The 13037-nt window shown below is 65.2% G+C and carries 13 protein-coding genes, 1 tRNA gene and 2 pseudogenes; 6 read left to right on the top strand and 10 right to left on the bottom strand.

The window, feature by feature from the left end:
• Window positions 1-46 precede the first annotated feature (46 nt).
• Window positions 47-901 (top strand): acetyltransferase domain-containing protein, encoded by an 855-nt coding sequence (locus QP181_RS08255; RefSeq protein WP_333928229.1) that lies wholly within the window; start codon window positions 47-49, stop codon window positions 899-901.
• Window positions 902-1003: 102 nt separating this feature from the next.
• Window positions 1004-1252, top strand: coding sequence for an acetyltransferase domain-containing protein (locus QP181_RS08250; RefSeq protein WP_333928228.1), 249 nt, complete (start codon window positions 1004-1006; stop codon window positions 1250-1252).
• Window positions 1253-1313: 61 nt separating this feature from the next.
• Here QP181_RS08250 and QP181_RS08245 read toward each other — a convergent pair whose 3' ends face one another.
• Together QP181_RS08245 and QP181_RS08240 are read right to left on the bottom strand one after the other, a co-directional pair.
• Window positions 1314-1898 carry a glutathione S-transferase family protein gene (locus QP181_RS08245; RefSeq protein WP_333928227.1) on the bottom strand — a complete coding sequence of 195 codons (585 nt, stop codon included), beginning with the start codon at window positions 1896-1898 and terminating at the stop codon, window positions 1314-1316.
• A 104-nt stretch (window positions 1899-2002) separates the two neighbouring features.
• Window positions 2003-2272, bottom strand: coding sequence for a DUF1488 family protein (locus tag QP181_RS08240; protein ID WP_165886556.1), 270 nt, complete (start codon window positions 2270-2272; stop codon window positions 2003-2005).
• Between the two features lie 207 nt (window positions 2273-2479).
• Here QP181_RS08240 and QP181_RS08235 point away from each other — a divergent pair, with 207 nt between their 5' ends.
• From QP181_RS08235 to QP181_RS19985, 4 genes and pseudogenes are all read left to right on the top strand, one after another.
• Window positions 2480-3103, top strand: a complete 624-nt coding sequence (locus tag QP181_RS08235; protein ID WP_132740367.1) for a LuxR C-terminal-related transcriptional regulator — start codon at window positions 2480-2482, stop codon at window positions 3101-3103.
• A gap of 318 nt (window positions 3104-3421) precedes the next feature.
• Window positions 3422-4189 carry a bacteriorhodopsin-like gene (locus QP181_RS08230; protein ID WP_132740364.1) on the top strand — a complete coding sequence of 256 codons (768 nt, stop codon included), beginning with the start codon at window positions 3422-3424 and terminating at the stop codon, window positions 4187-4189.
• A gap of 19 nt (window positions 4190-4208) precedes the next feature.
• Window positions 4209-4706 (top strand): annotated as a pseudogene (locus tag QP181_RS19990) (Brp/Blh family beta-carotene 15,15'-dioxygenase); the annotation flags it as partial.
• Between the two features lie 121 nt (window positions 4707-4827).
• Window positions 4828-5145 carry a Brp/Blh family beta-carotene 15,15'-dioxygenase gene (locus QP181_RS19985; RefSeq protein ID WP_443027584.1) on the top strand — a complete coding sequence of 106 codons (318 nt, stop codon included), beginning with the start codon at window positions 4828-4830 and terminating at the stop codon, window positions 5143-5145.
• On the opposite strand, the gene QP181_RS08220 is transcribed toward QP181_RS19985, so the two are convergent.
• The 8 genes and pseudogenes from QP181_RS08220 to QP181_RS08185 all read right to left on the bottom strand — a co-directional run bounded on the left by QP181_RS08220 (window position 5142) and on the right by QP181_RS08185 (window position 12971).
• The gene (locus tag QP181_RS08220) at window positions 5142-6116 is read right to left on the bottom strand and encodes an NAD(P)/FAD-dependent oxidoreductase (RefSeq protein ID WP_333928225.1); all 975 of its coding nucleotides are present in this window, start codon (window positions 6114-6116) and stop codon (window positions 5142-5144) included. The two genes, QP181_RS19985 and QP181_RS08220, sit on opposite strands and share 4 nt — an antisense overlap.
• A 160-nt stretch (window positions 6117-6276) precedes the next feature.
• Window positions 6277-8020: pseudogene (locus QP181_RS08215) on the bottom strand (alpha-amylase family glycosyl hydrolase).
• A 498-nt stretch (window positions 8021-8518) separates the two neighbouring features.
• Window positions 8519-8595, bottom strand: a tRNA-Arg gene (locus QP181_RS08210).
• Between the two features lie 84 nt (window positions 8596-8679).
• Complete coding sequence (gene nth, locus QP181_RS08205; protein WP_333929594.1) at window positions 8680-9330, bottom strand: endonuclease III; 651 nt, start codon at window positions 9328-9330, stop codon at window positions 8680-8682.
• Between the two features lie 21 nt (window positions 9331-9351).
• Window positions 9352-10122 carry a 4-hydroxy-tetrahydrodipicolinate reductase gene (gene dapB / locus QP181_RS08200; RefSeq protein WP_333928224.1) on the bottom strand — a complete coding sequence of 257 codons (771 nt, stop codon included), beginning with the start codon at window positions 10120-10122 and terminating at the stop codon, window positions 9352-9354.
• A gap of 102 nt (window positions 10123-10224) precedes the next feature.
• On the bottom strand, window positions 10225-10980 hold the full coding sequence (locus QP181_RS08195) for a nucleotidyltransferase family protein (RefSeq protein WP_333928222.1): 756 nt from the start codon (window positions 10978-10980) through the stop codon (window positions 10225-10227).
• A gap of 9 nt (window positions 10981-10989) precedes the next feature.
• Entirely contained in the window at window positions 10990-11883 is an 894-nt protein-coding gene (locus QP181_RS08190; RefSeq protein ID WP_333928221.1) for a hypothetical protein, read from the bottom strand.
• The gene (locus QP181_RS08185) at window positions 11880-12971 is read right to left on the bottom strand and encodes a diacylglycerol/lipid kinase family protein (RefSeq protein ID WP_333928220.1); all 1092 of its coding nucleotides are present in this window, start codon (window positions 12969-12971) and stop codon (window positions 11880-11882) included. Before QP181_RS08185 ends, QP181_RS08190 begins: the two co-directional genes overlap by 4 nt.
• Between the last annotated feature and the right edge of the window lie 66 nt (window positions 12972-13037).

Genomic DNA, 13037 nt, shown 5'->3' with positions numbered 1-13037 from the left:
CTTTTTGGTAATGATGTAACATCGCAATGACGGAGGTATGACGATGATGTCAATGACGAGAAACGCGGCGGTGGTGTCCGGCGAGGCGCAGGCGCGGGTTCAGCCAACCTCCGCCAAGCGTCAGCGGATCGTGTCGATCGACGCGTTGCGCGGGCTCGTCATGCTGGTGATGCTGGTCGATCACACCCGCGAGTTCTTCTATCTTCACGCGCAGGTCAGCGATCCGATGACGATCGCGACGACGCCGCCCGGCTTGTTCTTCTCGCGACTTGCGGCGCATGTGTGCGCACCGGTGTTCGTTCTGCTGACCGGGCTGGCGGCATGGTTATACGCAGAGGGCAGGGCGCCGGAGCAACGTCGCGCGGCGGCATCGTCCTTCCTGCTCAAGCGCGGGCTGTTCCTGGTCGCGCTCGAATGGACCATCGTCAATTTCGCGTGGACGTTCGATCCGACTCCGGCGATCGTCTATCTCCAGGTGATCTGGGCGATCGGGCTTTCGATGATCGCGCTCGCGGCGATCGTGCATATGCCGCGCCGCCTGGTCGTCGTGCTCGGACTGGCGATCGTGTTGGGGCATAACCTGCTCGATCCGATCGCGATCGCGCCGGGCGAGCAGGGCCACGCGATCTGGGCGGTGCTGCACGATCGCGGCCTGCTCGACCTGCCGTTCGGAGGACAGGCTCGAACATCCTATCCCGTGCTGCCGTGGATCGGCGTGATTGCGCTGGGTTGGTCAATCGGCCCCTGGTTCGCGCAGGCCGTCGATCGCGTTCAGCGCCGCAGTCGCCTGCTGGTTGCGGGGGTGGCGCGCTCGCGCTGTTCGCGATCCTGCGGACGATCAACGGCTATGGCGAGCCGCTGCCGTGGCAGGATGGCGGCGGGACGTTTGCCACGGTCATGAGCTATCTCAACCTGACGAAATATCCGCCATCGGCCGACTTTCTGCTCCTGACCTTGGGGACCGGGGTGATCCTGCTCGCCGCGATCGAGCGGATGCCCGCGCGTGACGACGCTGTTGGCTGTGTTCGGATCGGCGCCGTTGTTCTTCTACATCCTGCATTTGTATGCCGTGCATGCGTTGAACATCGCGGCCGGACTCGTGCTGGGCTCGGATGGCAAGCTGGTGAGCGTGCCGAATGTGGCGGCGCTCTGGCTGGTCGCGGCGCTGGTCGCGGTGCCGTGCTGGTTCGCGTGTCGAAGCTTTGCCGCCTTCAAGCGTACGCGGACCGGCTGGTGGTGGCGGTATCTCTAACGCCAGGCTTTACGGCGGCGCAGGATGACGCGCGCAGGATCGCTGCGCGCATCGCTCGTGGTCAGATCAGGCCTTCGTGCTGCATCGCCTTCTGGACGGACGGACGCGTCATCAACCGGTCGCGGAACGCGGCCAGATTGGTGGGGACGGTGATTTCGTTCTTTCGTGCCCACAACAGCATGACGAACAGATAGAAATCGGCGACGCTGACGTCCGCGCCTAACAGGAAATCACCCTGCATCGTGTCCGCCAGATAGGTCATCCGCTTGACGATCGTCTCGGCGGCCTTCGCCTTCTCGTCATCCCCGGCACCCAAGAAGAACGGCTTGAAGCTCTTGTGGATCTCGGTCGAGATGAACGCCAGCGCTTCGAGAAGATGCGTATGCCCCATCGCACCCGCGGGCTTCAGCGCCGTATCCTGATGCGCGATCCAGTCGAGGATGGCGATGTTCTCGCTCAGCGTCTCGCCGGAATCGAGCGTCAAGGCCGGCACATAGCCCTTGGGATTGATCGTCGTGAAATCGGCACCGCTCTCGGTCCGCCTGGCCTTCAGGTCGACCTTCTCATGCTCGAACGGCATTCCCGCCTCGTGCAGCGCGATATGATCTGCAAGGCTGCAGGCGCCGGGCGAATAATAGAGCTTCATGATGGTCTCTCCGTGGTGAACGGCGTGAACGCGCAGGATCTCGATCGGCTGCCCGGGGCGCAGCGGACTGGAAACGGACTCGAAACGGTCGGGGCCTAGACTGCTTATTCGAGATCGTCGTCGTCGATGACGACCACGTTCGCGTTGGGACGCTGGTCGGCGACATCGGCACAGACGTCAAGGATTTCATCGCTGAACCGTTCGAACAGTTCGAGCGCGTCGTTCTCGGGCTCGTCGCCGCTGAGTTCGCGGAGCACGGCATATTTCACCGCGAAATCGCGCTCGTCGCCGTCGATCTCGGCGGTGAACTCGATCTGGTGGGCGACGTCGTTGTCGGTAAGGCTCGCTTGGTCGACGGTGATACGGCTTGGCATGGCTTTGCACTCCTGGAAAAGGACAGGCCCTGCCCAAGAGCGTTGGCGCAAGCAAGGGTTCGCGCCGGAGAAGAAAGATTGAGCATCGTCACGGCGAATATCGCGGTGCACGCTTGGCACAGATACGTGCTACCCCTTGCGAGCGCCGGCAAACGTCGGGCAGGCGTCTCTACGAGCACGCAGACGGATGAAAGGGGCTGGGGGAAGATGGTTTTGGCGGAGGTATCGGTGCCGTCCAATCGGCGGCTGATCCAGTTGGTTACCGACAGTCCGATTCCCTCGGTCATCAGCGATCCGCGGCTGCCCGACAACCCGATCGTTGCCTGCAATCAGCCATTTTGCGATCTGACCGGCTACCCCGCCGAGGATGTCATCGGGCGTAACTGCCGATTCCTGTCGGGGCCGGCGACCGAGCCGTGGCTGTCCGAGGAGATTCGGCGCGGGGTCCGCGAGCACAAGCCGGTGCTGGTCGAGATCCTCAACTACAAGCGTAACGGGCAGCCGTTTCGCAATGCCGTTCTAGTCGCCCCGCTGTATGACGAGGAAGACCGTCTGCTGTACTTTCTGGGCTCGCAGGTCGAGATCGATACCAATGCGGCGACGCCGACCAGCATGCGACGGATTCGCGCCGCCGAGATGGTCAAGGCGCTCTCGCCGCGGCAGGGACAGGTCCTCAAGCTGGTCGCGCAGGGCCTGTTGAACAAGCAGATCGCCGGAGAACTGGGACTCGCCGAAAAGACCGTGAAGATGCACCGCGGCATCCTGATGGAGCGTCTCGGCCTCAGGACCACCGCCGACCTTATCCGATTGGCGGTCGAAGCCGGTCTCTGAACCGTGGTTCGGGGCCGCGATCCGGACACCGCGCGGCGAGTCAGCGGCGTGCGACGTAACGACCGATATGGACCAAGTTCCGTATCGCAGGCGGGTCTGGCGGGGCGTATTCCGGACTCGGTCGTCACAGCGGCCAGGGCGCGGGGCGTATCAGCCAACGCCGCGGGTCCTGGGTGGAACTCCCTCCGATACCCTTCAAGGTCGCTGTGGCGCCATCCTCGGGTGAGACCGAACCGGCGATGATCGGCTCGCATCGCCCGCAACTAGCCCGGCATGCCACTGTAGCAAGCCCGGCGCAGCAAGGTGATGGAGATCCCGATGGACATCATAACCCCGTTCCAGTTCTCGCTGGTCTATAATGCGTTTTCGTTCACGTTCGCGACGATGGCCGCGGCGACCGCTTTTCTCTGGCTCAGTCGATCGCAGGTCGCACCGGCGTATCGTACCGCGGTCACGATCTCCGGGTTGGTGACCGCAATCGCGGCGTATCATTATCTGCGCATCTTCGAGAGCTGGAATGCGGCCTATACCCTCAAGGACGGCGTGATCGCGGCGACCGGTTTCGCCTTCAACGATGCCTATCGCTATGTCGACTGGTTGCTGACCGTGCCGCTCCTGCTGGTCGAGCTGGTGCTCGTGATGCGGCTGTCGCCGGAACAGACGTCGTCGAAGACGGTCCGGCTCGGATCGGCCGCGGCGCTGATGATCGTGCTGGGCTATCCCGGCGAGATCGCGGCCGATATTCCGACCCGTGCGCTGTGGGGGACGCTGTCGGCGATCCCGTTCGTCTACATCGTCTGGGAGCTTTTCCGCGGGCTTGGTGAGTCGATCGAACAGCAGCCTGTCGCGGCCCGCGATCTGGTCCGCCGCGCGCGCCTGTTGACGTTCGCGTCCTGGGGATTTTACCCAATTGTATACATGGCGCCCTACGCCAACCTAACCGGCGCCACCGCAACGACCGTGATCCAGCTTGGCTACACCATCGCAGACATCGTTGCGAAGGCCGGCGTGGGCGTCCTGATCTTCATGATTTCGGTGCGCAAGTCGCAGGTCGAAGCGCACAGCCCGCTGGTTCACGCCGAGTGATCGCGGTGCCCGGCGCCGCATGATGGGTGCTGTCAGCATGAATCACCACCGCGTCCTGATTGGGCGCGGTGGTGTCGTGCCGGCGGCGTTCTGGCTTGCCGGCGTGTATCTCGTCACTGCGTTTGCCGCGCAGCTGCCGCTCGATGGACCCACCGCGACGACAATCGCGACCTTGGTCTTCGTTGCGGGTGGATTGCCGCATGGCGCCTACGATATCGCGCTGCTCGCCCGCTCGACCCGTCTTCGCAGCGGCGGGCTGGGGCTGGCGGTTATGGCGTACATCGGTGTCGCAGCCACGATGGCGGTGCTGTGGTTGGTCGCCCCGGTAGTAGCGCTGATCCTGTTCCTGATCGTCGCAGCGATCCATTTCGGTGAGGACTGGACGATGATCGACGAACCGCTGCTCAGAATGGCTGCGGGCACTGCGATCATCGCGGCACCCGCGATCGGCAACCCGGCGACGGTCGCCCAACTCTTTGTCAGCATGGCGGGCGGCCCCGGCGGCGAAGTCGTCGCGCAAGCGATGATCGCACTGGCGCCGGTTGCGTTGCTGGTGACGGGCGTGGGGATCGGGGTGGCGTGGCGCGAAGGCGCGCGAGTGGTCAGCGGCGACGGCGTTCGCGATTCTGGCTTTGATCGTGATGCCGCCCGTCGCGGGGTTCGCGCTTTTCTTCGTATTTCTGCATTCGCCACGCCATATCGCTGCCGCTCGTACAGTGCTGGCCGGAATGTCGCGGACAATGTGGCTGGCGACCGGAGCAGGGATGTCCGCGTTCGCGATCGGCGGGTGGCTGGTTTTTGCGACGCACGTCGAGGGCTTGCCGACCGATATGACGGCACAGGCGTTTCAGTTGTTGGCGGCCGTCGCCCTGCCACATCTGCTGTTGTCGCGCTGGCTCGAACGGCGGCTCGAGCGGAGTCTGGAACTGCCGTCTGCAGTGTTACGGCAGACTTAGCCGCCCAACATCCGATCCGCGAGCATGCGGCCCGATAGCCACGCGCTTTCGATCCGCGGCGCGAGCAGCCAATCGCCCGCGGCGCCAAGTCTTGCCTCGGCGTTCCACAGCGCGCCGTGATTGGCAGCGGTAGCGCGGGCGTAACGCCAGCGATGTCCGGCGCGGACGATCGGCTCGGGCATCGGCTTTTCGGCATGATCCGCCAATGCCGCGAGGAGCCGTCCGACGACGCTGTCCGCCGAGTCTTCGAGATGGGTCGTCGACCAATCCGGTGTGGCCTGGACCACCCACGCCTCCGGGCCGCGACGCCCCGGCTTGGCGCTGTTGCGCGCCGCCCAGCCGATGATACCGGCGTGTCTGATGACGTCGTCAGCAATCGCCACGGGTCGGGCAAAGGCCAGCATTGCAGTCCAGCTCGGCGAGGAGCGGCAGGCCTCGGCCTCGGCCGCCATTACCGGATCATGATCGGCCAATAGCGGCGCGGCCTGTTCGGCGGGAACGGCGATAACGACGGCATCGAACGGGCCTGCTGTAAGAGAATTGGTCGGGGATAGGTCGCTCGGAGCGAGATCGGTCGAAGACAGCGCGATATGCCAATCGGCATCGCTGCGGCGGATCGCGGTCACTCGGTGCCGCCAATGAACGTCGGCTTGGTCGGCGAGATACTTGACGATCGCGTTCATGCCCGGGGTACCGACCCAGGCATCGTCCCCCGCCGCGGGCCAGCGGGCGATCACCCCAGCCGCCGCCCATTCGCCGACCGCCGTGACAAAGGCCGGATCGCGTGCCGTCAGATATTGTGCGCCGTGATCGAACGCTGTCTCACCCGCAGACGTCTCGACACGTCGTGTCGACATCCGCCCGCCGGCACCGCGGCCCTTGTCGAACAGCGTGACACCGTGGCCGGCGGCCTGCAGGCGGAGCGCGCAGGACAGACCGGCAACGCCCGCACCGATGATCGCGATTCTCATGACGGTCTCCGTTATACCCGTACCGCCGGGGGCGGACACGCGCCGCATGAACGGTTCGCTCCAACGCTACAACACCGCTAGGTCGCCGATATCCGGCATCCTCGTGGGAAGTTGATCTCCCTCAACCTGGCAGGGCCGTAACGATGGCGCATGCCGTTGGTCAGCGCGGTGTGGCGAGCGCGCAGACCGCATAGCCGAGCGGAGGTAGCGTAACGGTAAGGCTCCCGGGGGCGGCAACCTTGCCGCAGCCTGTGCCGGCAAGCGTCCGCGCCGACGTCGCGCCGACGCCGATCTCCACCTGCCGGGTCAGCGTAGTCGTCGCGGTGTTGAACGCCAGCAGGACTTCCGCCTTCGTGACCGGATCGAAACGCGAAATCGCGAGCAGCCCCGGGATTTCTTCACGCGCGGAGCGTCTGCCGGCCGCGGGTCAGTGCGGGCGTCGCGGTGCGGAGCCGCGCCAATGTGGCCGTCTGGTGAAACAGCGGATTGTCGCCGCCGAAATGCGCGGTGGCGGTGGTGCTGTCAGTGCCGATCAGATGGTTGTCGTTGTACACGGCGACCTTGCTGGCGAACATGTCCTCGCGGGCGTCCTGATCGTTGCCATCGCTCACAAAGCCTTGCTCGTCGCCAGAATAAATCGTCGGCACCCCGCGCAGCGTCAGCAACATTGCGTTGGACAGCATCACCCGCGCCAGCACTTCGTCGTCGCCAGCCCGCGGGAATGCCTTGCGAACGGAGGTCGCGAACCTGCCGTCATCATGATTACCGGTAAAGGTCGGCAACGTCACCGCGGTGTCGAAGCCTCGGGCATACAGTGCATCGCCGTCGAACAGCGCCTCGAATGCGTCGGTCCCACGCGTACCCGCAACCGTCTCGACGATCGCCTGTCGGAATGAGAAGTCGAGCACCGCGGGTAGTTTGTCGACGATCGTGTGTTGCGCGAGCACGGCGGGGCGTACCTCGTGGTCCGAAACCTCGCCGAAGATGTGGAAATTGGGAATGCCCCTGGCGGCGGCACGGGCCTGCATAGCAGGGACGAACGCAGCCCAGAATTCGGGGTTCACATGACGCGCGGTATCGATGCGAAAGCCATCTACACTGTAGCGATCGATCCAGTTGCCGAAAATGTCTATCATCCCGGACACGACCCGAGGGTTCTCGGTCATCAGATCGTCGAGACCGACGAAATCGCCCATCGTCGAACTTTCGTTGCGATAGGTCGTGTCCCCACGATTGTGATAATAGCGCACGTCGTTAAGCCAGCGAGGAACCTTCACGTCCCGTTCGCCGGCGGGGACGAATGGGGTATAGGCATAGTCGCTGCGGGTGAGCTTGGCAAAATTGTCGGCGGTGTGGACATCGTCGCCGGCAAAGCCTGGATTGATCGCTGCGCCATTGGCGCCAAGCCTACGCTGATACGGGTAGTCTGCCCGGCTGCGATAGGGGCATTCGCGTTTGCCGACGCACTCGCGGTACTGGATTACGTCCGCGGTGTGGTTGATGATGATGTCCATATAGACCTTCATCCCGCGGCCATGCGCGGCTGCGACCAGCGCCGCAAAGTCCGCGTTGGTGCCGAGATGCGGGTCAACCTGCGTGAAATCGGTGATCCAATAGCCGTGATAGCCGGCAGATTGCTGGCCCGGTGCGCCCTGTACAGGCTTGTTCTTGAACACCGGCCCGACCCAGATTGCGGTTGCGCCGAGGTTCTGGATATAGTCGAGACGCCGGGTCAGGCCTTTGAGATCGCCGCCGTGGAAAAAGCCCTTGGCGGTCGGATCGAAGCCGGTGACCTGCGCGCCGCCGCTCAACCCACCACGATCATTGGTGGGGTCGCCGTTGTCGAACCGATCGGGAAGCAGGAAATAGATGACCTCGTCCTGCGGCAGCCGCGCGATAGTCAGCGACCTTCGCGGGCACGGTCATTGTCGGCGGGGTCCTTGCGGCCCCAGTCTGCGCGGCGACCAAAGGAGTCTGCTCGGCTACCACAGGTTTAGGGGCGGCCAACGCATGAGGCGCGGCGAAGGCCAACGCTAGCAGTATCGTGGATCTCGCGGCCAACCTCGACATGCACTTCCCTCCATCACCGCATGCCCGATCGTGCCGACCATGTTACCGTTCGGTGTGCGGATGCTCGGTCGCGAAACCAAGCATGGCGCATACGTATTCACGCGGTCCGCAAGCGCAGGGGGCTGGATAGGAAGGCGAGTCCAAGAAAGCGGGGGACGGCGCAAACCGTCTGAGCGGGACGGTTGATTGAAGCGACTATCGAAGATATCGGGCGTCTGTGCCCGGGCGCTTTCACCCATCCTCACGCCTCTCAAACCGCAACATCCGCGAAAGGCACCGGAACATCATCGGAATGAGGATTTCCGATAATGCTAGAAAACGGCGGAAAGCCTTGGTGCACCCGACTGGATTCGAACCAGTGGCCTCTGCCTTCGGAGGGCAGCGCTCTATCCAGCTGAGCTACGGGTGCCGGATGGCCCGCCTAGCAAAGCGAAACGGGGGACGCCAGACGTTTTCGCGATCAGGGCTCTTCAGTCGGTGTGTGAATGACCGCTTAGGGTGACGAACTCGTGGCAGATCTGCCTTTTGGCAGCGGCGTCTTGGGTTTGTATGCGCACAGATCGCTCACGATGCAGCGCCAGCATTCGGGCGTCCGCGCCTTGCAGACATAACGGCCGTGCAGGATCAGCCAGTGATGCGCGTGGAGACGGAATGGCTGTGGAGTCGCCTTGTCGAGTTTCAGCTCGACCGCGAGCGGGGTCTTGCCGCGGGCGAGGCCGGTGCGGTTGCCGACGCGGAAGATGTGCGTGTCGACCGCGAACGTCTCGGCGCCGAACGCGACGTTGAGCACGACGTTCGCGGTCTTGCGTCCGACACCGGGCAGTCGCTCCAGTGCCGCGCGATCGTTCGGGACTTCGCCGCCATAATCGTCGATCAGCATCTGCGAGAGTGCGATGACGTTCTTCGCCTTGGTGTTGAACAGGCCGATCGTCTTGATGTGGCGCTTCAGCTCATCGAGGCCGAGCGCAACCATCTTCTCCGGCGTATCGACCTCGCGGAACAGCGCACGCGTGGCCTTGTTGACGCCGATATCGGTGGCCTGCGCGGAGAGCGCGACGGCGACGACCAGCGTATACGGGTTGACGAATTCGAGTTCGGTTTCGGGGTGCGGATCGGCTTCGGCCAGACGCGCGTAGAACTCGATGACGTCGGCTTTTTCACCGCGTCACAGCCCGAGCACGTCGCCCATCCGGTACCGGCCGGCAGGCTGACCGGCGAGCCAGATCGCCGCGCGTACTGCCCCTCGTGCGAAGATTGAGCGATCGTCGCCACGGTGGTTGAGTTCGATTCGTTCGCCTTCACCCGCGAAGATCACGCTATGGTCGCCGATCACCGATCCGCCGCGGAGTGACGCGAAGCCGATCGTACCTTCGGTGCGCGCGCCGACAAGGCCGGCGCGGCTGTCGACCCGGAGTTCGGCGAGTGACGATCCGCGGCCCTTGGCGGCGGCATCGCCGAGCAGGAGGGCGGTGCCCGACGGCGCGTCGACCTTGTGCTTGTGGTGCATCTCGACGATCTCGACGTCCCAGTCGGGGCCGAGCCGCGCGGCGGCCTCGCGGACGAGGATACCCAGCAGGGTCACGCCGAGCGAGGTGTTGCCGGTCTGGAGGATCGCGATGTCCTTCGCCGCGTCGTCGATCATCGACTGGTGCTGCGGCGACAACCCGGTGGTGCCGATCACGATAGCGGTACCAGCCGCGCGCGCGGCGGCGAGGTGCGCCTCAACCGCGGAGGGCGTCGAGAAATCGACCAGCACGTCGGCAGTACGGGCGAGTGGGTTCGGGTCCTCGCGCGCGTCGACGCCACCGGCGAGGGAGGCGCCAGCCGCCTCGATCGCGTCGACGATCGCCCGGCCCATGCGACCGGCGCTGCCGTAGATGCCGATCGCAGGCGAACTGGTTACGGTCGGGGCGGGGTGGGTCGCGAGCGTCTGCATGGGCCGCGCTTTGCACCAAGCGACGGTTCGGGGACAGGGGGAGCGGTAGCTTGAGGCAATTTCTCCGCGAAAGACGACGCTGCCGTTCGCGATGTACGGACCTTAGCGGCGGGCGATCAGGTCTCGGACGAGGTCGAAGTCGGCCGGCTTGTCGACATCGACTGCGGCGAGGCCAAACGGGCTGGCCACCGCTGCGGCGTTCAGGCCGGCGAGACGTCCGAGGTGCGCGAGGGCCGCGACCAGTGTCAGGCGACCCGACATATAGCGGAGCAGCGTGCCGATTCCGAGCCTACGGACGATCCGCCATGGCCGCTTGCGATCCGCCTCGACCTGCGCCCAGAGATCGAGCGCGGCGACCGAGCGGGGCGTGGCGAAGTGGAACAGATTGCACCCAGACCACGCGCCATCGGCGAAGCGGAGATAGGTGCGTTTTGTGCCGGGCGCGGCGGCTTCGATCACGTCCTGGCGCGCGAGCAGGGCGGCGACGTCGGCGTTCGCCGGTACATCGGCGAGGAACCGGGCGATCCATTCGGGCTGGAGCAGTGCATGGTCAGCAGTGGTGACGAGGAGCGGGGTGCCGAGCGCCTCGATCCCGTCGCGGACGCTGCGGCTGGGGCCGGATGCGGCGGTCAGGACACTGAGGCCAAGCGCGGTGGCAGCGTCTCGGACCGTGTCGTCGGACACCGAAACCGCGATCTGCGTTGCGCCGGCCTCATGCAGCACCTGCGCGACACGGGCGAGCAGGGTCTGGCCATCGAGCACGATCAACGCCTTATGCGATACGTCCGCATAGGCCGCGACCGGATCGACGCCGCCGCGTGATCCCGCGAGGATCAGCGCGTTGAATCCTTTGCTCATACCGTCTTTTCACTCGTCTGCGCTCGCGCGCCAGACCCGCCATAGTACACCGGGTGCCGCGAGGATCGGATGCTTCTCACGCCATGGGGTCAGCGGCACGGCGACGCCGGTGTGGCGCTCGACCTTCCAGATGCCGTAGCGCGCGGCGCCCTCGAAGGTGAAGGCAGCGCGTACCAGGCGAGCGATGTTGAGCGGTTTGCCCGCGCGGCGGCGGCGTGCCCAGGCCTGAAGCAGGGCGCGATGTCGTGCCGGCGCCAGGTCGGGTTTCAGCATGCCGGCCTCGTCGCGGAAGGCGATGCCGTCGGCGGTCCACGCCAGCGGGAGGAGTTCGGCATAGCGCACTGGATCGAAGCCGAGGATTTGCCCCTCGCGACCCTTGCGTTCGACGCGGAGTTCCGCGGCATAGGTCTGGCGGAACAGCGCGCGCCAATACTCGTCTGCGGTGCCCGACTCGGGGCCGAGCGCGGCGGCAAAGCGCGCGGCGGACTTGGCCGCGTCGGCGATGGCCTCGGCAACCTGCCTCGCGGTGTCCGGATCGCGCACCCAGACGAGTGCGGAGGGCTGCACGAACCGGGTCCAGATCGTCGTGTCGAGCGTCCGCGCCGCCGCCGCCTTCGCGAAGGTTGCCAGCCGCATGGTGGCGATCTTCGCGCGCAGCGTGTCGCCGTGCAGGTCGAACTCGCGGTAGCTGACGGTCGGCCACATGCCGCGCTCGGGTGGGCCAGCGGTCAGCACGTAGAAGTCGAGCACGCCTTCGGTCGCGCCGGTGCGCAGGTTCGAGCCGTAGAACAGCACCGCCACGATGTCGTCCGATCCTTCCGCCAGCAACGCCGCAACGTCGCGTACCGCGGGGATGGTCGGGACGTGCAACTGGCGGCGGACGACATCGCCGAGCGTGATCACGGGACGACGAAACTGAGCGCGCGCGCTTCGCGGACGGTCAGGTCGCCGCCGGGATAGACTTCGCCGTCGAGGATGAATCCCGAGTCGATCGACAGGTCGAAGCTTGGCGAATCGATCCGGTGATAGCCCGCGCGGTCGAGCCATGCGGCGGGCGAGCCAGCGACGATCAACGGCGTCGCAGCGGCGAGCCAGCGTGGCGGCGCATCGACCAACAAAGTCTTCAGCCCGGCGCGAGGGACGCCGAACGGACGGATGCCGATCGGCATGCGCTTCAGCGTCGAGGCGAGCAGGATGTAGCGCGCACGATCGGTATCGGCGTGCTTGCCAGCGGCGTGTACGCCCTCGTCGCCGCGCGACTGGAAGCGGATCCGCATCCGATTGCCCGCACGCCACGCGCTGTTAGCGCCACCGAACAATGTCTGCAGGATCGCCCAGCACAATGCGAGCCCGACCGCGACGCCGTTGAAGGCGCCGGCGCGGTGCGTCCGCTGGGCCAGCGCGGTGGCGTCGACGAACGCGCCCGCGCCGAACAGGAAGCCACATAGTTTGGCGCCGCTGTCCTTGCGGATCACTTCGACGGGACTGCGCAATTTGACGCGCCCATGGCGTGCCGCGGTCAACGCCTGATCGAGCGTCCAGCTATCGGGGATACCAAGATCGAGCGCGAGCGCGTTGGTCTTGCCCGAGGGAACGATCGCAACGCGCGGCGCAGCACCGGTCCAGACGCGCGCGGCGGCAGTCATCACGTCGCGGATCGTGCCGTCGCCGCCGTCGATAACCAGCAGTTCGATGGCATGACGTGCGAAATCGGTCAGGACTTCGGCGAGCTCGTCCTGCGTGCGCGGCGTGACGGCCAGAACGGTACCCGACAGGAAAGGCTTGGTCGCCTCGACACTGCTGCGGTTACGATGGCTCTTAGGGTTGCAGATGATCCCGGTACGGATCTTCGCAGCAGCCTCGCGCGGGTTCACGCCCGGCCGATCCGAGGCGGCGGAATCGAACATTCCCTCGGGCAGCCACGCGGGCACCACCGGAGGGGAGAGCGATTGCCCGCCAAAGGCATCAAAGTTCGAAACAGCATCGGCCACGATATAGGGATACCCGTCACGGTACAGAACCGCTACAAATTTGTGTCAGTAGGATTTCCGTTCCGC

The sequence above is a fragment of the Sphingomonas sp. LR55 genome (assembly GCF_036856015.1).
Taxonomy (GTDB): domain Bacteria; phylum Pseudomonadota; class Alphaproteobacteria; order Sphingomonadales; family Sphingomonadaceae; genus Sphingomonas.
This window is presented reverse-complemented; position numbering and strand designations above follow the sequence as displayed.